General features: G+C 40.8%; 23 protein-coding genes and 1 tRNA gene. 7 read left to right on the forward strand and 17 right to left on the reverse strand.

Annotation, left to right across the window (positions count from 1 at the left end):
• The first annotated feature begins 23 nt into the window (after nt 1-23).
• From QNK26_RS08770 to QNK26_RS08790, 5 genes are all read left to right on the forward strand, one after another.
• Nucleotides 24-557: a copper resistance protein CopA gene (locus tag QNK26_RS08770; protein WP_319222283.1), complete on the forward strand. Its 534-nt coding sequence runs from the start codon at nt 24-26 to the stop codon at nt 555-557.
• Nucleotides 558-810: 253 nt separating this feature from the next.
• Complete coding sequence (hemC, locus tag QNK26_RS08775; protein ID WP_319222284.1) at nt 811-1749, forward strand: hydroxymethylbilane synthase; 939 nt, start codon at nt 811-813, stop codon at nt 1747-1749.
• Nucleotides 1746-2513: a uroporphyrinogen-III synthase gene (locus QNK26_RS08780; protein WP_319222286.1), complete on the forward strand. Its 768-nt coding sequence runs from the start codon at nt 1746-1748 to the stop codon at nt 2511-2513. The genes hemC and QNK26_RS08780 overlap by 4 nt, the downstream gene beginning before the upstream one ends.
• Complete coding sequence (locus tag QNK26_RS08785) at nt 2514-3653, forward strand: uroporphyrinogen-III C-methyltransferase (RefSeq protein ID WP_319222288.1); 1140 nt, start codon at nt 2514-2516, stop codon at nt 3651-3653.
• Between the two features lie 15 nt (nt 3654-3668).
• Complete coding sequence (locus tag QNK26_RS08790) at nt 3669-4841, forward strand: heme biosynthesis HemY N-terminal domain-containing protein (protein WP_319222289.1); 1173 nt, start codon at nt 3669-3671, stop codon at nt 4839-4841.
• 81 nt (nt 4842-4922) lie between these two features.
• Here the strand turns inward: QNK26_RS08790 and fre are convergent, their stop codons facing one another.
• From fre to trxA, 4 genes are all read right to left on the reverse strand, one after another.
• Nucleotides 4923-5612, reverse strand: a complete 690-nt coding sequence (gene fre, locus QNK26_RS08795) for an NAD(P)H-flavin reductase (protein WP_319222291.1) — start codon at nt 5610-5612, stop codon at nt 4923-4925.
• 61 nt (nt 5613-5673) lie between these two features.
• Complete coding sequence (gene ubiD / locus QNK26_RS08800) at nt 5674-7140, reverse strand: 4-hydroxy-3-polyprenylbenzoate decarboxylase (RefSeq protein WP_319222293.1); 1467 nt, start codon at nt 7138-7140, stop codon at nt 5674-5676.
• Nucleotides 7141-7248: 108 nt separating this feature from the next.
• The gene (gene rho / locus QNK26_RS08805; protein WP_319222294.1) at nt 7249-8514 is read right to left on the reverse strand and encodes a transcription termination factor Rho; all 1266 of its coding nucleotides are present in this window, start codon (nt 8512-8514) and stop codon (nt 7249-7251) included.
• Nucleotides 8515-8787: 273 nt separating this feature from the next.
• Nucleotides 8788-9114: a thioredoxin TrxA gene (gene trxA / locus QNK26_RS08810; RefSeq protein WP_319222295.1), complete on the reverse strand. Its 327-nt coding sequence runs from the start codon at nt 9112-9114 to the stop codon at nt 8788-8790.
• A 109-nt stretch (nt 9115-9223) separates the two neighbouring features.
• On the opposite strand from trxA, the gene rhlB reads away from it, so the two are divergent.
• Together rhlB and gppA are read left to right on the forward strand one after the other, a co-directional pair.
• Nucleotides 9224-10519: an ATP-dependent RNA helicase RhlB gene (gene rhlB / locus QNK26_RS08815; RefSeq protein ID WP_319222297.1), complete on the forward strand. Its 1296-nt coding sequence runs from the start codon at nt 9224-9226 to the stop codon at nt 10517-10519.
• A 33-nt stretch (nt 10520-10552) separates the two neighbouring features.
• Nucleotides 10553-12061: a guanosine-5'-triphosphate,3'-diphosphate diphosphatase gene (gppA, locus tag QNK26_RS08820; RefSeq protein WP_319222298.1), complete on the forward strand. Its 1509-nt coding sequence runs from the start codon at nt 10553-10555 to the stop codon at nt 12059-12061.
• Nucleotides 12062-12133: 72 nt separating this feature from the next.
• On the opposite strand, the gene hemB is transcribed toward gppA, so the two are convergent.
• The 13 genes from hemB to QNK26_RS08885 form a co-directional block, all read right to left on the reverse strand.
• Nucleotides 12134-13150 carry a porphobilinogen synthase gene (gene hemB, locus QNK26_RS08825; RefSeq protein ID WP_319222299.1) on the reverse strand — a complete coding sequence of 339 codons (1017 nt, stop codon included), beginning with the start codon at nt 13148-13150 and terminating at the stop codon, nt 12134-12136.
• Nucleotides 13151-13233: 83 nt separating this feature from the next.
• The gene (locus QNK26_RS08830; RefSeq protein ID WP_319222300.1) at nt 13234-13812 is read right to left on the reverse strand and encodes a TetR/AcrR family transcriptional regulator; all 579 of its coding nucleotides are present in this window, start codon (nt 13810-13812) and stop codon (nt 13234-13236) included.
• Nucleotide 13813: 1 nt separating this feature from the next.
• The gene (locus tag QNK26_RS08835) at nt 13814-15262 is read right to left on the reverse strand and encodes a coniferyl aldehyde dehydrogenase (RefSeq protein ID WP_319222301.1); all 1449 of its coding nucleotides are present in this window, start codon (nt 15260-15262) and stop codon (nt 13814-13816) included.
• A 109-nt stretch (nt 15263-15371) separates the two neighbouring features.
• Nucleotides 15372-16175, reverse strand: coding sequence for a TatD family hydrolase (locus tag QNK26_RS08840; RefSeq protein ID WP_319222302.1), 804 nt, complete (start codon nt 16173-16175; stop codon nt 15372-15374).
• Nucleotides 16153-16908: a twin-arginine translocase subunit TatC gene (gene tatC, locus QNK26_RS08845; RefSeq protein ID WP_319222303.1), complete on the reverse strand. Its 756-nt coding sequence runs from the start codon at nt 16906-16908 to the stop codon at nt 16153-16155. Before tatC ends, QNK26_RS08840 begins: the two co-directional genes overlap by 23 nt.
• Nucleotides 16909-17289 carry a Sec-independent protein translocase protein TatB gene (gene tatB / locus QNK26_RS08850; protein WP_319222304.1) on the reverse strand — a complete coding sequence of 127 codons (381 nt, stop codon included), beginning with the start codon at nt 17287-17289 and terminating at the stop codon, nt 16909-16911.
• Between the two features lie 3 nt (nt 17290-17292).
• On the reverse strand, nt 17293-17538 hold the full coding sequence (tatA, locus tag QNK26_RS08855; protein ID WP_319222305.1) for a twin-arginine translocase TatA/TatE family subunit: 246 nt from the start codon (nt 17536-17538) through the stop codon (nt 17293-17295).
• 122 nt (nt 17539-17660) lie between these two features.
• Nucleotides 17661-19301: a ubiquinone biosynthesis regulatory protein kinase UbiB gene (gene ubiB, locus QNK26_RS08860; RefSeq protein WP_319222306.1), complete on the reverse strand. Its 1641-nt coding sequence runs from the start codon at nt 19299-19301 to the stop codon at nt 17661-17663.
• Complete coding sequence (locus QNK26_RS08865) at nt 19302-19913, reverse strand: SCP2 domain-containing protein (RefSeq protein WP_319222307.1); 612 nt, start codon at nt 19911-19913, stop codon at nt 19302-19304.
• Between the two features lie 9 nt (nt 19914-19922).
• Nucleotides 19923-20678 carry a bifunctional demethylmenaquinone methyltransferase/2-methoxy-6-polyprenyl-1,4-benzoquinol methylase UbiE gene (gene ubiE, locus QNK26_RS08870; protein WP_319222309.1) on the reverse strand — a complete coding sequence of 252 codons (756 nt, stop codon included), beginning with the start codon at nt 20676-20678 and terminating at the stop codon, nt 19923-19925.
• A gap of 140 nt (nt 20679-20818) precedes the next feature.
• Complete coding sequence (locus tag QNK26_RS08875) at nt 20819-22093, reverse strand: cytosine deaminase (protein ID WP_319222310.1); 1275 nt, start codon at nt 22091-22093, stop codon at nt 20819-20821.
• A complete protein-coding gene (gene codB, locus QNK26_RS08880) occupies nt 22093-23367 on the reverse strand; it encodes a cytosine permease (RefSeq protein WP_319222311.1) in 1275 nt (424 codons plus the stop codon). Before codB ends, QNK26_RS08875 begins: the two co-directional genes overlap by 1 nt.
• Before the next feature lie 532 nt (nt 23368-23899).
• Nucleotides 23900-23976, reverse strand: a tRNA-Asp gene (locus tag QNK26_RS08885).
• Nucleotides 23977-23986: the final 10 nt, after the last annotated feature.

The following is a 23986-nucleotide window of genomic DNA, read 5'->3' on the forward strand; positions in this document are numbered from 1 at the left end:
ATTTATCAAAAGGAAACCAACATATGTTTAAACGGATCACATTAGCAATCGCACTTGGCAGCGCACTCAGCTCACCAGTATTTGCCCATGGCGATGGTAATGGACACTGCCAAGATACCCAACTCGGCAATATCATGACCACGATGAGTGATGATTTAAAAACCTACGTTGGTGCATTTAAGCGTAGTGATCAGGCTTTGATGCAAGCGCAAGTGGCCAAATTAATCAGTAATAGCAGCAAAGCTACAGCTGAAATACCATTAAAACTACAACAAAGCATGCCAAGTATGGAAGGTATGGAAGGTATGGATCATAGCAACATGGCTAATATGTCAGACATGAAAAATATGGACCACAGCAATATGGCTAATATGGCAGGCATGGATCATGCGACGCATATGCAACATATGGCTTACCAACAAGGTATAGAAAAACTAACTCAGCTTTTTAAGCAGTTGCAAGACGCAAGCTCGAAAAGCGAAGTTAAAACAGTGCTTGGCAATATCAAACAGCACATTAAAAAGAGTCATAGGAGTTTTCGTCTTAGCTGCGACTAATTACCCCTAGCCCTGTTATGAAGCTACAGTAGTCCTTACTGTAGCTTCATATTCGAATAAACAAGTCATGTTCCATCATCTCCCCATAATATTATCGAACACCCCATATATAGCAGCTTATTTTAAGCATGATTGTTTATGTTACAGCCTAGTTAAATATGGTTGCTTTTTTACAAATAAGCCCATCTTAGATCAACCATTAATCAAGGAAATCTGTTAATATTTAGTCAATCTCGTTAAATTTGGAAATAACATGGCTACTGAAACGCTAAGAATTGCAACCCGTAAAAGTCCACTGGCAATGTGGCAAGCTGAATATGTAAAAGCACGTCTAGAAGCGATCCATCAAAATCTTACCGTTGAACTAATTCCAATGGTAACGAAAGGTGACATTATTTTAGATACGCCTTTAGCAAAAGTGGGTGGTAAAGGTCTTTTTGTAAAAGAGCTTGAAGTTGCAATGCTTGAAGATCGCGCCGATATCGCCGTACATTCAATGAAAGATGTACCTGTTGAATTTCCAGAAGGCTTAGGCTTAGAAGTGATTTGTGAACGTGAAGATCCACGTGATGCATTTGTTTCTAATACCTATCGTCAAATCGAAGAATTACCACCAGGTGCTATCGTTGGTACCTGTAGCTTACGCCGTCAGTGCCAACTAAGTGAAGCGCGTCCAGATTTAAAAATCATGGATTTACGTGGTAATGTAAATACCCGTTTAAACAAGCTTGATAACAAAGTCTACGATGCAATTATTTTAGCTGCTGCAGGTCTAAAACGTCTAGATATGGAATACCGTATTGCTAGCTATATTGAACCAGAGCAAAGTCTTCCAGCAGTTGGCCAAGGCGCCGTTGGCATTGAATGTCGCATTGATGATGAACGTGTAAAAGCAATACTAGCCCCATTAAACCACGCATTAACCAGTGATCGCGTATGGGCAGAACGCGCAATGAACTTAGCGCTTGAAGGTGGTTGTCAGGTGCCAATTGGTAGTTATGCACTGATCGACGGTGATGAACTTTGGTTACGCGGACTGGTTGGTAAACCTGATGGCACGCAAGTAATTCGCGCCGAAATTCGTGGCGATCGTAAAAATGCCCGCCAATTAGGCTTAGCACTTGCAGATACTCTACTTACACAAGGTGCAAAAGAAATTTTAACTGAAGTTTACAATACCGCAGACGCATGAAAATAAGGGCGTTAATCACGCGCCCGCGCGCTAAAGGCGAGCAACTTGCTCGTCAAATTGAGGCTGCCGATGGGGCAGCGTTATGCTGTCCGTTTATCGATATTTCCGCAGGATCAGAATTCAATAAAGTAAGTTCATTACTGGAAAAATTACAGCCCGATGACTATATTATTGCCATAAGCGATAATGCTGTAAATTATGCGAATACCAGTTTAATCAACGAACATAGGACTTGGCCACAGCGAATTAATTATATCGCAGTCGGACCAACCACAGCAAAATGCTGGCGCTTGCACGGTATAAAGAACACCAACGTACCCAATACACATGATAGTGAAGGGGTACTAAAATTACTCCAGAATGCATCAGTAGAACACAAAAATATTGTCATCCTACGGGGTAATGGTGGCAGAGAAACCATGGCAGAAGATCTCATTAAACGTAGCGCTAACGTGACATATTGTGAAGTTTATCAACGCACTGCTCCCACTTATGATCCAGAGCTGTTGATTAATAAGTGGCAACAATTCGCCATTAATAGTGTTATTATCACAAGTGGTGAAATTCTAGGTAACCTAATAAAAACGATACCCTACACAGCGTTACCTTGGATATTAAACTTACATTTTATTGTTCCTAGCCAACGTATAGCAGCACTTGCTCATAAGTTAGGAATAGAACACGTCACCATTGCTAGTGGAGCATCGAATAATTCATTATTTAATGCTGTTAAGCAATTGGATATGCAGATAGGAATAAGCTAAATGACAGACAATAAAAATAGCAGTCAAAGTGCCGATACTAAAACAACAAATAAAGGTACGACTGACACCTCAAATACACTGGTAGCGCAAGATAAATCATCAAATAAAGCAGGGGTTGTTACAGGTGCAATAGCGATATTATTAACGCTAGGCCTTGGCGCTGGTCTTTATTATCATAGCCATCAACAAAACCAGCTACAGCAGCAAGTATTGTCGAAACTACAAGCGCAACTTCAAGAGCAAAAAGATAGTCAGCAATCATTGCGTCTGCAGTTAAGCGAAGACAAGCAAACCGTTGCCAGCCAATTAACACAAACCACACAACAACTGGCTAAGATCCAAGACAGCGAAAAATTAAATGCGGCACAATTAGAAACGGTACAATTGGCAATCGCGATTCTTATAATGCGAAATCCCAATGAATGGATGCTGGCTGAAGCTGAATACTTAATTCGTATCGCGGGTCGTAAAATTGCATTAGAGCAAGATATTGATACCAGCTTAGCATTACTATCTTCAGCCAGTCGCCGTTTAACGCAATTAAATGATCCAAGCTTATTACCACTGCGAAAAGTGATTGAACAAGACATCACCACCTTAACTAAGTTACCACGTATTGATCATGACGGTTTAGCACTAAAACTGGCAATTCAAGCACAAGAAGTTGATAACTTAGTTTTAGCCGGCTTTACCCGCCCAGAGGTCATTAAAGCAGACACCGCATTATCAAGTGATAGCGCAGACTGGCAAGCAAACCTCACCAAGTCATGGCAATCATTCAGTGCTAACTTTATCACGATTCGTCGCCAAGACAATTCCGTTGATGCCCTGCTATCCCCACAAACGGCCTGGTATTTAACTGAAAATCTTAAAACACAGTTATTACAAGCCGAGCTAGCAGTATACCGTCAAGACCAAGCTAAATTTATACTCTCGCTGCAAACAGCTAAAAGCTGGATTGAGCGCTATTACGATGTAAACCAACCTGCAACAAAAGGAATGCTAGCGAGTTTGGAAACATTAAGTAAAGCGACGATCACCACAGCATATCCCGCAAAACTAAACAGTGCAGCACTGATTCAAACCACAATCAGAGATCGCAAAATCAAAGCATTAGCTAATAACACTGGCGCAGAATAAACGGAGGCGGTAACAATGGTTAGATTTATAGTATTACTCGCGCTGCTTCTTGCAGGCGCAATTGGCGCCCCTTATTTAATGGGCAATAAAGGTTATGTGATGATTTCGGCCGGAGACTATGTCATCGATGCCACGGTGAGTAGTGCCGTGATCATGGTGGTGGGTTTCTACTTTGCGTTATTAGCAGTCGAAGCATTAATCAATAAACTGACTCACAGCTTAGGCTGGTTTAATCGCTATCACCAAGCTCGCGCTAAAATACAAACCGAGAAAGGTATCTTAGCACTAGCCAGTGGCGACTTTAAAAAAGCTGAAACTTTGACCTTAAAAGCGGCGAAAAAAGCACAAGTACCAGTATTAAACTATCTTGCTGCCGCACAGTCTGCACAAGGTCTTGGTAACGAAGTAAAGCGTGATGAGTATCTATTATTAGCACACAAAAATGCCCATAAAGACACTTTTGCCGTCGAATTGACACAGGCTAAATTACAAGTCGAACAACAACAATTTGAACAAGCATTTGCCTCGTTATCGGTATTACACGATAAAAACCCAAAAAATAAAGTCGTATTAGCCTTATTTAAAGACGTGTGTACTGAAAGAAAAGAATGGGGTCAATTACTCAGTCTTATTCCATCACTACAAAAACAAAAATTGTTGACCTCAAGTGAAGCTGATGAACTACGTAAAAACAGTCATTTCCACCATTTAGGTGAAGTAGCAAAACAACAAGGCAGTACGGGCTTGCTTGATACTTGGAGCAACCTACCTAAAACACTGAAGCATGACGGTCGCTACTTAGCCGAAACCGCAAACTTATTGATGGCTCGTAACGATGACCAATCCGCATATCTGCTGATAATGGACGCGTTAAGTAACGAGTTCTATCCAGAATTAATCAGTCTAACGCCCAAATTAAACCTGACTGATTACCATGCATTAATCGAGCGCCTTAAACGTCTGCAGCAAAGCCGTGAAGGTTCAGGCTTACTGGCAGTCAGTATTGGTCAGTTAATGGTAAAAGAAGGACGATGGGGAGAAGCGGTAGAAGAATTAAGCCAAGGTATGAGTCAATCACCATCGACATCTGCCTATGCTGCTCTTGCTCAATCTTACGAAAAATTAGGCCGAGTTAACGAAGCCAACACAACCTATAAGCAAAGTTTAAGCTATCACCAACAAGCTTAGTTAGCCGTTGTTGAATCGAAGATAATAAAAAAGCCGCAACAGATGTTACGGCTTTTTTATTACGTATACATTCATCATCACTTAAATGAATTCAAATGCATCGCCATATAAATGTTCTTTTACGCCAAGTGGTGCAAAATCAGCACGTGCTGCACCCGCCATTTCAAAACGACCTGCGATATAAATATCACATGCAGCTAAGTCAGCAACATCATCCATCACCACTTTATGAACCTGACCAACTTTACCTGACCACTGCTCAGGAGCAACTTCCACAACAGGGATGAACGTCACCTGTGGGTGTTTATCCGCTAAGTCTTGTGCTAATGAAAATGCATATAAATGCGATGCTTCACGTGCACCCCAATATAATGAAATTGGGCGCTGGCTAACTTCGATAGCGCGCTCTAGAATAGATTTTGTATAAGAGAAACCAGTACCGCCAGCAATCAATACCAAAGGACGTTCAGACTCTTCTATTAAACCCGCATTACCACCCGGCAATTCAATTTCAACAGAACCTGTTTTTAGTCTTTCAACGACTTGCATTGCATACGAATTTTGTTCCGATGCACCAATGTGTAGCTCTAAAACATCATCATTACTTGGATTTGAAGCTATCGAAAATGGGCGCTTGTCGTCTTCAGCCATGACCACCATTAGATATTGCCCAGCCTGGAACTCAACTTTTTGTTCTGGCTTTAACTTCACGTTAAATACTGTTTCTGTATACGACTCTAATAATGTCACTTCACACTTAATTCTTAACATACATTCCCTTTCAATCTCAATCTCTGACAAGCTCGAATTTTTATGATCTAGGTCATTTATATCACAAAATCGCTAATTCGTCCCATAAATCATCGACGCGCTGCTTAACCTTCTCATCCATCACAATCGGTTCACCCCATTCGCGATCTGTCTCACCAGGCCACTTATTGGTTGCATCCATGCCCATTTTTGAACCTAAACCCGATACCGGAGATGCAAAATCAAGGTAATCAATCGGCGTATGTTCGATCATGGTAGTATCACGTGCTGGGTCCATGCGTGTGGTAATAGCCCAGATCACATCGTTCCAATCACGCGCATTGATATCGTCATCGCACACGATCACAAACTTGGTATACATGAACTGACGCAAGAACGACCACACCCCCAGCATCACCCGTTTTGCATGTCCCGGATATTGCTTCTTAATGGTGACAACAGCCATACGGTAAGAACAGCCCTCAGGTGGTAAATAGAAGTCCACAATCTCAGGATACTGTTTCTGTAAAATAGGTACGAACACTTCATTTAATGCCACGCCCAATACTGCGGGTTCATCGGCTGGACGGCCAGTGTAAGTAGAATGATAGATAGCATCTTTACGCATGGTTATGTGCGTTATAGTAAATACAGGGAATGAATCTGTTTCATTATAATAACCAGTATGATCACCATATGGTCCCTCTTCAGCCATTTCACCCGGCGCAATATAACCTTCTAAAATAATTTCCGCGCCCGCAGGCACTTCTAAGTCATTTGAGATAGATTTAACCACTTCAGTACGACTACCACGTAATAACCCAGCAAACGCATACTCAGATAAAGAATCTGGCACTGGCGTTACAGCGCCTAAAATCGTAGCGGGATCTGCACCAAGCGCAACAGATACTGGGTAGTTTTCACCTGGATTTAGTTCTTGGAATTCTTTAAAATCCAGCGCACCACCACGATGCGATAACCAACGCATAATTATTTTGTTTTTACTCAGCACTTGCTGACGGTAAATACCTAAATTCTGACGTTTCTTGTAAGGACCTTGAGTGATTGTTAAACCCCAAGTAATCAAAGGGGCTACATCACCCGGCCAGCAATGCTGAACAGGGATTTTTGTTAGATCAACATCATCACCCGTTAATATAATTTCTTGGCATGGCGCTTTGCGTAATCGCTTGGTTGGCATATTCAGTACTTGTTTAAATACTGGCACCTTTTCCATTAATTCTTTAAAACCTTTTGGCGGCTCAGGTTCTTTTAAATAAGCTAACCATTCACCAACTTCACGTAACTCGCTGACGCTTTCACGGCCCATGCCCATCGCAACGCGATCGGGTGTACCAAACAGGTTGCCCAATACAGGCATAGTATGGCCTTTGGGATTTTCAAATAATAATGCCGGGCCGCCAGCTTTTAATGTGCGATCGCAAATTTCCGTCATTTCTAAATACGGATCAATTTCTTGATGGATACGTTTTAGTTGGCCTTTACTCTCCACCAAAGCAATAACGTCTCTTATATCTTTATATTTCATGAACAAGTCCACGCTATTTTTTGAAAAAAAAACGCCACACTCTTGTTATAAAAACAAGATGTATGGCGTTTATTTTAAATATTAATCATAGACAGTTAGCTTAAACGATTATGATTTTTGCTTCTTCATTGCGTTGAAGAATTCATCATTCGTTTTAGTCATCGCCAGCTTATCAATGAGGAATTCCATCGCATCAATCTCACCCATTGGGTTCAATATTTTGCGTAGGATCCACATTTTCTGTAGCTCCGCTTTATCTGCTAATAGTTCTTCACGACGCGTACCTGAACGATTGAAATCAATCGCAGGATAAACACGACGTTCTGCAATTTTACGATTAAGGTGTAACTCTTGGTTACCAGTACCTTTAAACTCTTCGTAAATTACTTCGTCCATTTTCGAACCAGTATCAATCAATGCTGTTGCGATAATAGTTAAAGAACCACCTTCTTCAACATTACGTGCAGCACCGAAGAAACGTTTCGGACGGTGCAGTGCATTTGCATCAACACCACCAGATAAAATCTTACCTGATGATGGTGTTACCGTATTGTAAGCACGAGCTAGACGCGTTACAGAATCAAGTAAGATGATCACATCTTTCTTGTGTTCTACAAGACGTTTGGCTTTTTCAATCATCATTTCCGCTACTTGTACGTGGCGGTTAGCAGGCTCATCAAATGTTGAAGCAATTACTTCACCACGAACCAAGCGCTGCATTTCTGTTACTTCTTCCGGACGTTCATCGATAAGTAGCACCATCAATGTTGCGTCAGGATGATTTAATGCAATTGAAGAAGCAATGTTTTGTAATAACATTGTTTTACCGGCTTTCGGCGGTGCCACAATTAAACCACGTTGACCTTTACCTATCGGTGCACTTAAATCAAGAATACGTGCGGTGATATCTTCGGTACTGCCATTACCACGTTCTAAACGAAGACGTTCATTCGGATGGATTGGAGTAAGGTTTTCAAAGAGGATTTTATTGCGAGAGTTTTCTGGGCGGTCAAAGTTAACTTGGTCAATCTTCAACAGGGCAAAATAACGTTCGCCATCTTTAGGCGGTCGAATCTTACCACCAACGGTATCACCCGTTCGCAAGTTAAAGCGACGGATCTGACTTGGCGATACATATATATCATCAGGTCCGGCGAGATAAGAGCAATCTGCTGAACGCAAGAAACCAAAGCCATCCTGCAAAATCTCTAAAACACCATTACCAAAAATGTCTTCGCCACTTTTAGCATGCGCTTTTAGGATAGAGAAGATGATGTCTTGTTTTCTTAAGCGAGCCAAATTTTCTAGACCCATAGATTCGCCCAGTTTTACAAGTTCAGAAACTGGTGTGTTTTTTAATTCGGTTAAATTCATAATGATGAGTTCGAGCTTATGCGACCTTTGCGTAACAGGATGTCAACCAAGGATAAAAGATTTGAATCGATGATCGAGTGTGTGAGTCATTCACTAAGTAATGAATCGATAATTTGAATAATCGAATCAATGATTGGATCATTGATTATGATGCCAGACTCGGCATGTAGAGCAACAAACGAACAATGAAATTAGCATTTATAATTTTATTCGTCCACTGAATAATAGCATACTGACGAGATTAAAAAACAAAATCTCGTCAGTATTTTCAACTTACAGGTTTTCGTCTAGAAAACTTTGTAATTGCGCTTTTGATAATGCGCCAACTTTAGTTGCTGCTACAGCACCGTTTTTAAATAACAATAACGTCGGGATACCGCGGATACCAAATTTAGGTGGCGTACCTGAGTTTTGATCGATATTTAATTTACCGATAGTTACTTTTCCTGCGTACTCTTCAGCAACTTCGCTTAAAATTGGTGCGATCATTTTGCAAGGTCCACACCACTCAGCCCAGAAATCAACTAGTACAGGTAATTCTGAATGTAAAACATCCGTATCAAAAGCAGCATCAGTTAGCTGAATAATTTTGTCACTCATTTATTACTCCAATAAAAAATAATTTTGTTACTACATATATGTGGCACTCATTGCCCTATTTCAATAGATTTAAGTTCTTAATGCAAGCTTAACCTGATATGCTAATTAAATGAGCAAAAAACATCTTACAGAACATAAGTTCTCCCAGTTTGGCCTTAATGCCAATGTACTTGCTGGGTTAGAAGCCTCAGGCTTCGAATATTGTACACCAATTCAAGCGCTTAGTTTGCCATTTGCCATTCAAGGTAAAGATGTAGCTGGTCAAGCCCAGACGGGCACAGGCAAAACTATCGCATTTCTGGCCGCTGTTTTTCATCATATATTGAAAAAAACACCTGCAGAAGATCGTCCAAAAAATAAGCCTCGCGCTATTATCTTAGCGCCAACACGCGAACTTGCAATTCAAATTCATAAAGATGCACTACCGATTGCCAAACAAACAGGTCTAAAAATGGGACTTGTTTATGGTGGTGAAAGCTACGATGTTCAACGCGAAAACCTTGCCAATGGCGTCGATATCGTGATTGGTACCGTTGGCCGTATCATTGATTTTGAAAAACAAAAAGCAATGGACTTATCGGAAGTTGAAGCTTTAGTTCTTGATGAAGCAGATCGCATGTTAGATCAAGGTTTCATTAAAGATATTCGTTATCTAATGCGTAAAATGCCAGAGCCAAAGCAACGCCTAAACTTACTATTCTCAGCAACCTTTACTTGGGATATTCGTGAACTAGCTTATCAGCACATGAATGAACCAGAAGAAGTCACTGTGGAAGCAGAGAAAGTAACAGGCAGCAGCATTACTCAAGAGCTATTTCACCCGTCAAATGATGACAAAATGGCTTTATTACAAACGTTAATCGAAGAAGAATGGCCAGATCGCGCCATTGTATTCGCCAATACTAAACACAAATGCGAAGAGATCTGGGGCCATCTTGCTGCGGATAAACATCGCGTGGGTTTATTAACCGGTGATATTCCACAGAAGAAACGTAACAGTATTCTCGAGCAGTTTACCCAAGGTAAATTAGACATTCTAGTGGCAACAGATGTGGCAGCACGTGGTCTACATATCCCATTAGTCAGTCATGTGTTTAACTACGATTTACCTGATAATTGTGGTGATTACGTACACCGAATTGGTCGTACTGGCCGTGCTGGTGAAAAAGGGCATTCAATTAGCTTCGCTTGTGAAAAATACATTTATAATTTACCCGCGATTGAAGAATATATTGAGAATGCGATCCCCGTTTGCCATTATGATAAATCAGCATTGTTAACGGACTTACCACGACCAATCCACACCAAACGTGCACGTCCAGGTAATTCAAGAACAATGAATGATCGCAGCAAAATGCGTCGCACTGGCCAACGTCAGCATAATACGCATAACAAAACCCATTAATTAAATCGTTTGTTTATAGATAAAGTGATTAGTGTGAGTATAAAAAGTTCGTCAAATTTATATGCCGTCATTGACCTTGGTTCAAATAGCTTTCATATGCTAGTTGTTCGCGAGGTTAATAATAGTCTACAAACCGTTGCGAAAGTTAAACGTAAAGTAAGACTAGCAGCAGGTCTTGATGCAAAAAATAATCTTGATCAAGCTGCGCTGCAACGTGGCTGGGAATGCTTAAGTCTATTCGCAGAACAATTACAGGATATTCCGACTAAGAATATTCGCATTGTAGGCACTGCTACGCTACGTTTAGCCACCAATGTAGCAGTGTTTCTAGCCACAGCAGAAAAAATATTGGCTCATCCGGTAAACATTATTTCCGGCGAACAAGAAGCTGCCCTTATCTATAAAGGTGTTGCCTATACCAGCAGTGGTCAAGGTAATCGCTTAGTTGTAGATATTGGCGGTGCAAGCACTGAGCTTATTATTGGTGAACAAGCGCAGGCAAAGTTACTTTATAGCTTTAAAATGGGCTGCGTTACTTGGTTAAATAACTATTTTTCCGACGGTAAGCTTAATCAATACAACTTTACGCAGGCAATTAATGCGGCAAAAGCAGTCTTGAAGCCCCTGCAAGATAAATACTTAACAATAGGCTGGGAAAGCTGTATTGGCGCTTCCGGTACAATCCAAGCACTACAAGAAATCATGGTGGTGCAGGGTGAAAATGAGCAAATTACACTCGCAAAGTTACACCGTATTCAACAGCAAGCGATTGCCTGTGGGGATATTGAAAATCTCAACATTAAAGGTTTAGCGAGTGATAGAAAGCCTGTTTTCGCCAGTGGTTTAGCGATCCTTACTGCGCTATTTGAAAGTCTAGCTATTAACAATATGTTTTTAGCTGGCGGCGCGTTAAGAGAAGGCGTTATTTACGAAATGACGGGGTTGCGAGCGAGTCACAATGTACGTCAACAAACGGTAACGAGCTTGATGGTAAAACATCAGCTAGATCTAGAACAAGCTCAGCGCGTTAAAAGCACAGCATTAAAAGCCTTCGATCAAAGCAAAATGCTTATTTCTGCAGATGATGCACAAGCAGGGCCTTTACTTGCTTATGTCAGTTGCTTACATGAAATAGGTCTTTCCATTGATTATAAAAAAGCACCACAACACGCTGCTTATATTATTGATAATACTGACATGCTGGGTTTCACCAAAGCGCAAAAACAGTTACTTTCGGCTTTACTCATAAATCAACGCGATGAACTTAACTTAGCCTTGCTAGAACAACAGTCGGCATTAAGCTACTCTGTTGCCCTACTTCTGTGTCGTATTTTAAGAGTCTCTTACTCATTAGCATTGCGCCGTACCGATGGTACGATTCCAGAGTTTTCAGTTGTATTAGCTGACGATAACAGTCTGCAAATAACACTGCCTAAACACTGGCTGTCACAGCACCCTCTGCGCGCAGCAGCATTAGACATTGAGCAAAAGCTACAAGCTAAGCACCATTTAGTTTTACAAATTCAAGAGCAAGAGCAATAGCAGCGAACTCAAAAAGAAAAACCGAGCATGAAGGCTCGGTTTTTTTATAGCTACAGATCAAATTTCAAATAATTAAGCTTTATTTTCTTTAAGCCATATCGCCACGCGTTTTGCAAAATACGTCAAAATACCATCTGCACCAGCGCGTTTAAAGCATAGTAATGACTCAAGAACACATTCTTGTTCTTTCAGCCAGCCATTTTGGATTGCGGCCATATGCATAGCGTATTCACCACTCACTTGATAAGCAAACGTCGGTACACCAAATTCATCTTTAACACGGCGGACAATATCAAGGTAAGGCATACCAGGTTTCACCATCACCATATCAGCCCCCTCTTCGATATCCATCGCCACTTCATGTAGCGCTTCATCTGAGTTTGCCGGGTCCATTTGGTAAGTAACCTTGCTACCACCTTTCAAATTACTTGCAGAGCCAACCGCATCACGGAAAGGTCCATAGTAGTTTGAGGCATATTTAGCAGAGTAAGCCATAATTTGCGTATTCACATGACCAGCGTCTTCTAACGCTATGCGGATAGCGCCAATACGGCCATCCATCATGTCTGATGGTGCAATGATATCAGCACCTGCGTCTGCATGAGAAAGCGCCTGCTTCACCAAAATATCAGTGGTAATATCATTAAGAATATAGCCACTATCATCAATAATGCCGTCTTGGCCATGTGTCGTGAACGGGTCTAGCGCCACATCCGTCATCACACCCAGTTCAGGAAATGATGCTTTTAAAGCGCGAACTGCTTTTTGTGCTAAACCATTAGCGTTATATGCTTCTTCAGCTAATAAACTTTTTTGTTCTAGTGGCGTCACAGGGAAGATAGCAATCATCGGAATGCCTAAGGCAACTAACTCAGCCGCTTCTTTCAGTAACAAATCAATCGATAAACGCTCTACACCCGGCATTGATGCAATTGCTTCTCGGCGATCAGTACCTTCAAGTACAAACATAGGGTAGATAAGATCATTAACGGTTAGTTGATGCTCTGCGACTAAACGACGAGAAAAATCATTTTTACGATTACGACGAGGGCGGCGATTTGGGAAGCCACCTAGAATAGTTTTACTCACGATATCTCCTTGCGAGGTAGGAATGCGCATTAGGCAACCAAGTACGGATTATACTTGGTTAGGAGCTTATCTTACCGCGTGAGTCAGTGAATATCAGCTCTTTGTACTGAAATAGCATCAACAATTACATTAATTGACGAATTAATCGCAGCCTTTTGCTCTGCAGCAGGTAATGCATGCACATAACTCGCCGTTGATAATAAGATACTTTCACATGTGCTAAGTAGGTACGGAATAGGTAAATCCTTAATCGTCCCCTCTTTAATTCCGGCATTTAGTAACTCAGTGAAAAAACCTAAGACCTCTTGCCATACCGCCAGCTGAATTTTTTTATCAAAATACAGCGAATGACTGCACAATAAAATAAACGCCCTTTTTTGTGGGTGACTTACTAACCAATTAACCCCGTTAACCCAGATATCAGCTAATAAGGGGACCTTGTTTTGTTCATACTGCTGTATCAATCCCTGCGAAAATTCTTTTTTCACCTCAAAATACAAAGCCTCTATTAAAGCTTCTTTAGTCGCAAAGTGATGAAACAAGGTACCCGTAGCGACTTTTGCTTCACGGGCAATAGCTGCTGTCGTCGTACCATGAAAACCATTGACCGTGAATAACGCTAATGCGCTATCCAAGATCAGCGTTCTTTTTGATTTAGTCATATTATCTCAAGAAAAATTTCAAAATTATCTTTTGTATCAAATTACCATAAGGTGCATGAACGAAGCGCGTTGAATGGAACTTACCTTGTTTCAATACCGTTTTTGATTTTGAAAAAGTACGGAAACCTTCGATACCATGGTAATGACCCATACCAGCTGACCCGACACCCCCAAACGGCGCATCTTCAGCTGCAACCTGCATAATTGTATCATTGATTGAGACACCACCAGAAATAGTCTCGCGTTGAATTTTTTGTTGTGTCGCATTATCAAAGCTCATGATATATAACGCTAAAGGGTGTGGGCGCGCTTTAATATAGCGGATCGTATCATCAATCGAATCATAAGGTAATATTGGCAATAATGGTCCAAATATTTCATCCTGCATCAATTGCATATCTTCATTTGTATCTAACAATAAATGTGGCAGCATTCGGTGTTTTTGATCATCACAACTGCTGCCATCTTGCATAGTTTCAACTTTAGCACCCTTTTGCTTCGCATCTTCTAACCAGGATTTAAGGCGCGCATATTGGCGATCATCGACAATGTTAGTGTAATCATCATTATCCATTGCAGCTGGATAGCGACGATTAAATTCATTACGATATTCGCTAACAAACTCATCGACTTTCGCTCGGGGGCAGAGAATATAATCAGGTGCAACACAGATTTGACCGGCATTTAAACTTTTACCCAGCATGATACGATTAACCGCAGTCTTTATATCAATATCAGGCGCCACAATAACAGGTGACTTACCACCTAACTCAAGCGTCACAGGCGTTAAGTTATCCGCAGCCGCACGCATAACGTGTTTACCTACAACTGTCGACCCAGTAAACAATAAATGATCAAAAGGCAGTTTAGTAAAAGCAGCAGACAAAGCCATTTCGCCTTCGACAATCGCCACATCTTTACTATCAAAAACAGATTCAATAATTTTCTTTAACACTTGATTCGTTTTCGGAGTGAATTCCGACATTTTTAGCATCGCACGATTACCGGCTGCAATACTGGTGATCAGTGGTACGATGGCCAAATTAATCGGGAAATTCCAAGGTACAACGATACCAACAACACCTACAGGCTGATAATGGATCGTGACACTGGCTGGCGCTAATAATAATCCAGGGCTACGTCGCGTCGGCTTCATCCATTTGGCTAAGCGCGATAGGGTGTAATTAAATTGCGCAACTGTCGGTAATATATCTGCGATTAACGTATCGTAACGAGATCGATGACCATAATCTTCAGAAACCGCGGTAACAAGAGCATCTTTATTCGCAAGAAAAGCGGCTTTAAATTGGCTTAAACGCTTTTTACGTTCACTAAGATCCCATTCAGCCTGAGTTACATAGGCATCTTTTTGAGAACTAAAGATATGTTCCATCGCTGTGATTTCAGCAATACTATCGCTATCATTCATTTTAATTTCCGCTACGCTCATAAGATTCATGCCTCAATATAAAAACCGACTAGTTAGTCAATTAAAATAGACTGAATAGTCGGTTTTGTCTACATAAGCCCAAAAATAAAATGAATAGCAGTGATAATCATCACACCTTCGGTAGTTGGAAGAACTGTTCCGTCACGTGTAAGCTGCGACTCAGTAAAGTATCAATATCCTCTCCTCGCGCTCTGGCGATGGTCTCTGCGATATGCGGTAAGTGGCAAGGTTCGTTACGACGGGACTTCGGTTTAGGCTGCAAATCTCGAGGTAACAAATAAGGTGCATCAGTCTCCAACATTAACCGATCGGCAGGAATATCTCGTACCAACGAGTATAACTCAGCGCCGCGGCGTTCATCACAGATCCAACCGGTAATACCAATATGTAAATCTAACTCTAGACAGGCGGCAAGATCACTTGCTGAGCCAGTGAAACAATGCAGTACAGCAGCTGGTAACGCAGAGCGATACTCTTTAAGGATGGCAATAAAACGTTCATTAGCATCGCGTTCATGCATGAATACTGGCATGTTTAATTCAGCGGCCAGTTCGAGCTGTTTTGCAAAAGCAATTTCTTGCATTGGACGCGGCGAAAAGTCACGATTAAAATCAAGTCCACATTCACCGATAGCAACAACACTGTCATGCTGCGCTAATGTTTTAATTTGCAGCCAACTTTCATCCGTCACATGGCGTGCATCGTGTGGATGAATACCAGCAGTAGCATAGAGTTGTAGGGGATAATCTTGAGTAAGCTGATAGGCAAGCTGGCTTTCGGCGATATCCGTGCCAGTAACAATTAAACGGCGCACCCCTTGGGCAGAGGCACGCGCTATAACATCAGGTAAATCTTTGTGAAAAGCAGCGTTTGTTAAATTAACGCCAATATCAATCAGTTCCTGCTTCTTCATCTTTTATCTCGTCCTGTTTAACGTAAAAACGAGAAAATAATAAACCTAACTCAAACAATAGCAACATTGGGATCGCTAATAATGTTTGTGAAATAATATCTGGCGGTGTTAACAACATGCCCATAATGAAAGCTGCAACCACAATATAAGGGCGTTTTTTGCGTAAGCTTTCAGGCGTTGTCGCACCAGTCCAACATAATACTAATGTCGCAATTGGAATTTCAAATGCCAAACCAAATGCAAAAAATATCTTTAATACAAAATCAAGGTAACTGCTAATATCAGGCGCAAATGTGACTCCTTCTGGTGCAACACCAGCAAAAAACTCAAATGCTAACGGGAACACAATAAAATAAGAAAAAGCCACACCCAGATAAAACAGTAACGCACTACTAATCACTAGCGGCGCAATTAATTTCTTCTCGTGTTTATACAAACCCGGCGCGATAAAAGCCCATACTTGGTATAACACCCAAGGAATTGCAATAAACGAAGAAGCAACCAAGGTTAACTTTATCGGCGTAAAAAATGGCGTCGCGACATCTGTTGCAATCATACTTGTGCCAGCCGGTAATTGCGCAATCAAAGGCGCCGAAACCAACTGATAAATATCATTAGCAAAATAAACCAAAGAAATAAAAACTACGATAATTGCGGCACTCGCACGCAATAACCGATCCCTCAGCTCGATTAAATGAGTAATCAAAGGCTGAGTATTTGGATCTGCTGCCATTTATTTTTTATCCTGTTCGATAGCCTGTTCAGCTATTTTAGGCGCTTGCTCAACCGACGGTGTTGAGGTTGCAGTCGATGTATCAGCATCCGCATAGGGACGCGTCACCGAGGCAGCTGCATCACGTAAAGAGTCAATAGAGTCTTGCAGTTCAGGGCTAATATTATTCATGCCTTGCTGCTCAGCTTTTTTCAAATTGTCATGCATTTCTTGAATTTTCAATTCATGTGACAATTCATCTTTTACTGAGTTAGCTGCACCCTTAATGGTTTTCACCCAAGCACTGACCGTTTTTATAGCCACAGGTAACCGCTCTGGTCCTAATACTAATAGGCCCAGAACTGAGATAACCACAATCTCCCAAAATCCGATATCAAACATAAATTACGCCTGTTCTTTATCTTTTTTTGTTTCTGTTGTTTCTTTAGTTACATCTGTTTTTGCTGCGCTAGTCTCTTCTAATACTTTACTTTCTGCTTTGGTATCTTTAGCGTCGTCACTCATAGCTTTTTTGAAGCCTTTAACTGCCGCACCTAAATCACCACCAACATTACGTAACTTCTTCGTTCCAAATAACAAAAGAATAATTACAGCAATGATAATTAACTGAGTAACACTGATTCCGCCCATGATAAAACCTTATTTTAAGTAATTGAATACGTCATTATTAATATTGATCAGTATACAGTATATAGACTACATATTTACTACACTCTGATCTACGATAAATTTAACCGACCTTTTAGAGCCGACTATTTAAGCTTGAACCAACCAAATACAGTGATTCCAGAGCCAATACTCGCTAGCGTCAATGCTAATGATGTCGAATCCGAATTGTACACGATTGCGGCGCAAAGCATAATAACACCACCCACACTCAGTAAATAACGACCTTTACCTGACTGCGCTTGGTTTTGGGTAAATTGTTCCGCTTGAGTGAACAGTTTATCTAACTTAGCTTGTTGTTTAGTTGCCTTAGTTAATGTATCAAACACTAACTCTGGTAATTCTGGTAACTTTTCAGCCCAAAATGGCGCGCGTTGTTTTACTGCTGAAAACACCGCTTGAGGACCCATTTGCTCTTTCACCCAACGCTCAAGAAATGGCTTTGCCGTATCCCATAAGTCTAGCTGAGGATAGAGCTGACGACCTAATCCTTCAATGTATAACAGCGTCTTTTGCAATAGCACTAATTGTGGTTGCACTGTCATATCAAACTTACGCGCAGTAGCAAATAAGTTCACCAGCACATGACCAAATGAAATATCTGCTAATGGCTTTTCAAAAATAGGATCGCAAACTGTACGGATCGCAAATTCAAAATCATTTACATCCACGTGCGATGGCACCCAGCCAGAATCCACATGTAACTCCGCAACTTTACGATAATCACGATGGAAAAAGGCTAATAAGTTCTCCGCTAAGTAACGTTTATCTTCACGATTTAAAGTACCAACGATGCCACAATCAATACCAATCCAACGCGGATCTTCAGGTGTCTTATAATCAACAAACACATTACCAGGATGCATGTCTGCATGGAAAAAACTATCACGGAAAACCTGGGTGAAGAATGTTTCAACACCTCGTTCCGCGAGTAATTTCATATTCGTACCCTGCGCTTCTAATGCCGCAATATCAGATACCGGTATACCGTATATACGTTCCATCACAATCATATTTTTATGACTATAATCAGCATAAATTTCGGGTACGTATAATTCTTTAGAATCAAGAAAGTTACGACGTAATTGCGTAGCATTAGCCGCTTCACGCTCGAGATTTAATTCATCAAGGATCGTTTTCTCATAATCGAGAACCACTTCCAACGGTCTCAACCGCGTTGCTTCAGGAACTAATTTCAGTAATACTTTTGACAATCGTTTCATCAGCTGAGTATCGGCGCGAATTATCGGTTCGATATCAGGTCGAATAATTTTAATCACGACGTCTGCATGATTAGGTTTTAGTTTCGCAGTATGCACCTGGGCAATGGAGGCCGATGCTAACGGTACTGGATCAAAATCATCAAACACATCATCAATTGGTTGGCCCAATGCTAACTCAATTTGCTGCATCGCTAATTGACTGTCAAACGGCGGTACTTGATCTTGCAGCATAGCGAGCTGTTCAGCAAATGCTTGTGGTAACAGGTCTCGTCGCGTTGATAACATCTGTCCAAACTTAATGAACACTGGACCGAGTTGCTGTAATGCTAACTTGATACGTTCCGCAGGTGATTTGTCGACATGTTGATTTTTGATCCAAAAAATAGATTTTCGCAATAATCGTGCAGACAGTGGTTGCAATTGTGTAGGCAACAACTCATCAATACCGTATTCCAAAACAATTTTTTGGATATGATAAAAACGTTTTAGCTCAACCACGGTCATTTACGCATCTTCCTTACGTGACAATAAGGCCAAACGCATTTCGAATTGCTTGCATTGCTGTTCTAGCTCGCCCACCTCATCACAGAAATTAGCGATTTCTAACGCTCCTGGCGCCAAGCGTATCTCTTCGATTAAATACTCAGTAATATTATGACGCGCGATCAGCATATTATTTTGCAACCACGTTTGGCTTGATTTAGCACCTTGCAATAATTTATGTGCAGCAATATCACCTGTATAACGAGATAAGTGCTCTTCCCAATCAATATCTAGCTCTTTTAAAATAATGCTAAATTTGCTTGCAACCATAGGATCGCCGCTCATATCCAATTGACCTTCTTTAATCAACGCGGTGAATTGTGAGCTATCCTGTAAGCGAGAAAGGCTCGACAACTTCATATCCATACAACAATCAGCATCACCATCATACTTGGCTAATACATCAATCTGAGATGAAAAAATAAAATACAACGGCTTAGGGCACTCGGCTATATTTACCTTTAGCACCTTACCTTTTAATGACGCGATCTTGTCTACGGCATTGGTATCTGCTTTTAACAATTGATTCAATAACGTTTCAATTCCAGCAGTAACAAGCATTTCGATTGGCATGAGCATTCCTTAGAATTTATAACCGCGATGCAGAGCAACAATACCGCCTGTTAAATTATGGTATTCAACACTTTCAAACCCAACGGTTTCCATCATGCCTTTTAATGTTTCTTGATTTGGGTGCATGCGGATTGATTCAGCTAGGTATTGGTAACTATCGCTATCATCAGCAATTAATTCACCCATTTTAGGCAAAATATTGAATGAATAGAAATCATAAACTTTATTCAACGCTTCAGAATCTGGTTTTGAGAATTCCAGCACTAATAAACGTCCACCCGGCTTTAATACACGGAACATCGACGCTAACGCTTTATCTTTATCTGTTACGTTACGTAAACCAAATGCAATAGTAATCAAATCAAAGTGATTATCTGGGAAAGGTAGCTCTTCTGCGTTTGCTTGCACATAAGTCACATTACCAACAATACCGCGGTCACGTAATTTAGCACGGCCTACTTTTAGCATTGAATCATTAATATCTGCGAGCGTAACAGAACCTGTATCGCCAACAATTCGTGAAAACTTAGCAGTTAAATCTCCAGTACCACCGGCTAGATCTAGTACCTTATGACCCGGTCTTACGCCACTGCAATCAATCGTAAAACGTTTCCATAGTCGATGAATACCCATAGACATAAGATCATTCATTACATCATATTTAGCTGCTACTGAATGAAACACACTCGCAACCATATCGACCTTTTGGTCAGATTCTACGGTTTTATAACCAAAATGCGTGGTGTTATTTGATTTGTCTGTCATCGAGCTGTCCTTAATATCAGTTTAAGCGGTTAGTTTACTGCAACTCAGAGCCAACTGAAACGAAACAAATCATTAAATTTATAAAAGACAAAAAAATACCGCCTCAGTGGGCGGTATTAGATATAACAGAGTAAACTTGATTAACGTTTAAAGTTAATCGCTTCGAACTCAGGTAAATTGATATGGGTTACACTCGGTTTTGTTTCAGCAAGTATTTTACCCGCTCGAATAACATAACGCGGTGCAGTCTGACGTCGAATCGCATCATAGCCCGAATCTGCAGGTAAAATAACTAAGTTACCTGGCTTACCTTCTTCAATACCATAACGATCTTGAATATTTAATGTTTGTGCACTGTGATCGGTAATTAATTTTAATGACTGATCAATTTGCTCATAACCCATGATCTGACATACATGCAGACCCATATGCGTTACTTGTAACATATTCGCAGTACCTAGCGGGTACCAAGGATCGAAAATATCATCATGACCGAAACAAACATTAATATTAGCCGCTAACATCTCTTTCACACGGGTAATACCACGGCGTTTAGGATATGAATCAAAACGACCTTGTAAGTGAATATTAACCAATGGATTAGCCACAAAGCTAATACCAGACATTTTCAACAAACGGAATAAGCGAGATGCATAAGCGTCGTTATAAGAATGCATTGCCGTCGTATGACTTGCCGTTACACGATGACCCATTTTCTTTTCATGTGCCAATGTTGCCACTGTTTCCACGAAACGAGATTGTTCATCATCAATTTCATCACAATGCACATCGATAAGACAGTCAAACTCTTGCGCCAAATCGAAAATGAAATGCAGCGAATCAATTGCATATTCACGACTAAATTCGAAATGTGGAATTGCGCCAATAACATCAGCCCCCATCTCCACAGCTTTACGCATAATTTCTTTACCGTTTGGAAAAGAATTAATACCTTCTTGTGGGAAAGCCACAATTTGAATTTCGATGAATTCTTTCAGCTCTTCACGTAATTCAAGTAATGCCTTAAGTGCGATAAGATTAGGTTCTGAAACATCAACATGAGTACGTACATATTGGATACCGTTAGCGATTTGCCACTTTAAAGTAGTCGTTGCACGCTTCTTCACATCTTCATGCGTCAGCATGGCTTTACGCTCAGACCAGCGCTCAATACCTTCAAATAAAGTACCAGACATGTTCCAGTTAGGCTCGCCAGCTGTTTGCGTCGTATCTAAATGCACATGAGGTTCAACGAATGGAGGTGTCGCTAAACCACCTTCTCCATCAATAATATCGCAATCAGTGCTATCTAACTCACCACACGGTTTGATTGCAGAGAAAATACCATTTTCAATACGAATATCGACAAACTTGTTATTTCGGTAAAGTTGCACATTTTTAATTAAAGTCGGCATTACGCGTTACTCTTTTTAGTAGTATTAATTGATTTAGAAGCCATTATTTTACAACAAACGAAGTAAGCAATAGCACCACCGATGACGGCATTAACAGGAACAACACCCGGTAATAATTGACCCGCAGCAATACCCGCAGCGACAGCAATTAAGGCCTGCCAGCGAATCGTTTCGAATTGAGCTTTTGCAAATTCAGCATACTGACCACGGTGGATTAAGAAGTAATCGGCAATAAGTACACCGCCGATTGGTGGAATAGCGGCACTTAAAAACGATAACCAGCCGACAAAATTATTATATAACCAAAGTGCAAATACAGTACCAATAACACCATTGATCATAGCTAATTTCTTACTATCAATACCCGTCACATTTGAGAAGCCTAAACCAGACGCATAAAGAGCATTATCATTAGTAGTCCAAATATTAAGACCTAATACGATAATAGCTGGAATTAATAACCCCTGCGTCATCATCACATCAGAAATATCAGCAAAGCCTGTTGCGGCAGCACCTGCAGCACCAAAGATAAACATTAATGAATTACCAATGAAGAAAGCGATGAGCGTGATCGCAACAGCCGCCATTGGCTTACGACCAAAGCGAACAAAATCAGCCGTCAACGTCCCAGCACTAATAAATGACCCGATCACCAAAGCGAGAGCAGTATTAAAATCGATTTGTTTATCAACAGCAGGAACGATTTTTTGCATTTCAGCAATACCGCCTAAATCATTCACCGCAAGATAAACTGAATAACCACCTAAGATCGCAATCGCAGGAACCGCAACAAAGCTTAATACCATCAGCGCTGAAATACCGAAATAAACGGTCACAGTCATGAGCAGTCCAGCAATCACGATGATTGTATTAACATCTAGCACTACGCCCATTTCACCAAACAGTGCTTTTTGTACCGGTAATGCAAACATAGCTACACCGACGCCAAACCAGCCCACCTGAGTACCACCAAGTAATATAGACGGGATGTATGAACCTTTAGTACCAAATGAGTAACGTGCTAACAAATGCGTTGAAAGACCAGTTTTAGTTCCGATATAACCAAGGAATGCAGTGTAGATACCTAAGATTAAGTTACCGAGAAGGACTGCGTAGAAGAAATCATCATAAGAAAGTCCGGTGCCCAGCGTCCCGCCGGTCCACATACTTGCAGAGAAAAAAGTTAGCCCCAGCATAACCAATGATAACGCGATGAAACCTTTTCTTTCTGATTTAGGAACGGGTCCTAATGAATAGTCATTATGTGCAGCCACGAACTCTCCAATTTATTTTTTTATTGACAAATTGCGCGGTATTCTAATGATCAAAATATTTAAGTCAATATAAAATAGCAACATAGACAATACAGACGAGTATGAGAGTGCTATCGATAATAATATGTATTTTTATAGTCAAAATTATTCAACAACAAGTTCAACAGCTTAGTAGTAAAACAAGAGAACAAAAGAAACGAGCAAGGTGGATTTAACTACCTAAAAACAAATAGTGAATTTTCATGACCATTATGTTTCAGTAATAAGAAGAACAAATTTCCATCGATATTATCACCAAACTAAGAGTGCATTTCAGGTATAAAAAAGCCTGAATAGTAATATCCAATCCTTTTATTGAGAGTCGACACCGCAATGGGAGGTCAAAGAGCTGAGAAATCTAGGCAATATTTTCAGCACCAACTGAATACGATTCATTAGAAATACTGCGCCGCACAATCTCTATAGCACTTAACCTCTAAATTTCAGGCACAAAAAAAGCCTGAATCTTTCGATTCAGGCTTTCGTTGTTTGTTGGCGGAGCGGACGGGACTCGAACCCGCGACCCCCGGCGTGACAGGCCGGTATTCTAACCAACTGAACTACCGCTCCGCACAATCTG

Origin of the sequence: Moritella sp. (assembly GCF_033791185.1) — a bacterium.
GTDB lineage: Bacteria > Pseudomonadota > Gammaproteobacteria > Enterobacterales > Moritellaceae > Moritella.

Excerpts from the sequence above, each read along its gene's own strand:
- ubiD (WP_319222293.1), bottom strand. The coding sequence starts at position 7,140 with ATGAAATATAAAGATATAAGAGACGTTATTGCTTTGGTGGAGAGTAAA.
- trxA (WP_319222295.1), bottom strand. The coding sequence starts at position 9,114 with ATGAGTGACAAAATTATTCAGCTAACTGATGCTGCTTTTGATACGGAT.
- tatA (WP_319222305.1), bottom strand. The coding sequence starts at position 17,538 with ATGGGCGGAATCAGTGTTACTCAGTTAATTATCATTGCTGTAATTATT.
- tatC (WP_319222303.1), bottom strand. The coding sequence starts at position 16,908 with ATGGCAGCAGATCCAAATACTCAGCCTTTGATTACTCATTTAATCGAG.
- fre (WP_319222291.1), bottom strand. The coding sequence starts at position 5,612 with ATGTTAAGAATTAAGTGTGAAGTGACATTATTAGAGTCGTATACAGAA.
- QNK26_RS08835 (WP_319222301.1), bottom strand. The coding sequence starts at position 15,262 with ATGAGCGTAGCGGAAATTAAAATGAATGATAGCGATAGTATTGCTGAA.
- QNK26_RS08785 (WP_319222288.1), top strand. The coding sequence starts at position 2,514 with ATGACAGACAATAAAAATAGCAGTCAAAGTGCCGATACTAAAACAACA.
- QNK26_RS08770 (WP_319222283.1), top strand. The coding sequence starts at position 24 with ATGTTTAAACGGATCACATTAGCAATCGCACTTGGCAGCGCACTCAGC.
- ubiB (WP_319222306.1), bottom strand. The coding sequence starts at position 19,301 with ATGACCGTGGTTGAGCTAAAACGTTTTTATCATATCCAAAAAATTGTT.
- ubiE (WP_319222309.1), bottom strand. The coding sequence starts at position 20,678 with ATGACAGACAAATCAAATAACACCACGCATTTTGGTTATAAAACCGTA.
- QNK26_RS08780 (WP_319222286.1), top strand. The coding sequence starts at position 1,746 with ATGAAAATAAGGGCGTTAATCACGCGCCCGCGCGCTAAAGGCGAGCAA.
- QNK26_RS08875 (WP_319222310.1), bottom strand. The coding sequence starts at position 22,093 with ATGCCGACTTTAATTAAAAATGTGCAACTTTACCGAAATAACAAGTTT.
- rhlB (WP_319222297.1), top strand. The coding sequence starts at position 9,224 with ATGAGCAAAAAACATCTTACAGAACATAAGTTCTCCCAGTTTGGCCTT.
- hemC (WP_319222284.1), top strand. The coding sequence starts at position 811 with ATGGCTACTGAAACGCTAAGAATTGCAACCCGTAAAAGTCCACTGGCA.
- rho (WP_319222294.1), bottom strand. The coding sequence starts at position 8,514 with ATGAATTTAACCGAATTAAAAAACACACCAGTTTCTGAACTTGTAAAA.
- QNK26_RS08830 (WP_319222300.1), bottom strand. The coding sequence starts at position 13,812 with ATGACTAAATCAAAAAGAACGCTGATCTTGGATAGCGCATTAGCGTTA.
- QNK26_RS08865 (WP_319222307.1), bottom strand. The coding sequence starts at position 19,913 with ATGCCAATCGAAATGCTTGTTACTGCTGGAATTGAAACGTTATTGAAT.
- QNK26_RS08840 (WP_319222302.1), bottom strand. The coding sequence starts at position 16,175 with ATGAAGAAGCAGGAACTGATTGATATTGGCGTTAATTTAACAAACGCT.
- tatB (WP_319222304.1), bottom strand. The coding sequence starts at position 17,289 with ATGTTTGATATCGGATTTTGGGAGATTGTGGTTATCTCAGTTCTGGGC.
- QNK26_RS08790 (WP_319222289.1), top strand. The coding sequence starts at position 3,669 with ATGGTTAGATTTATAGTATTACTCGCGCTGCTTCTTGCAGGCGCAATT.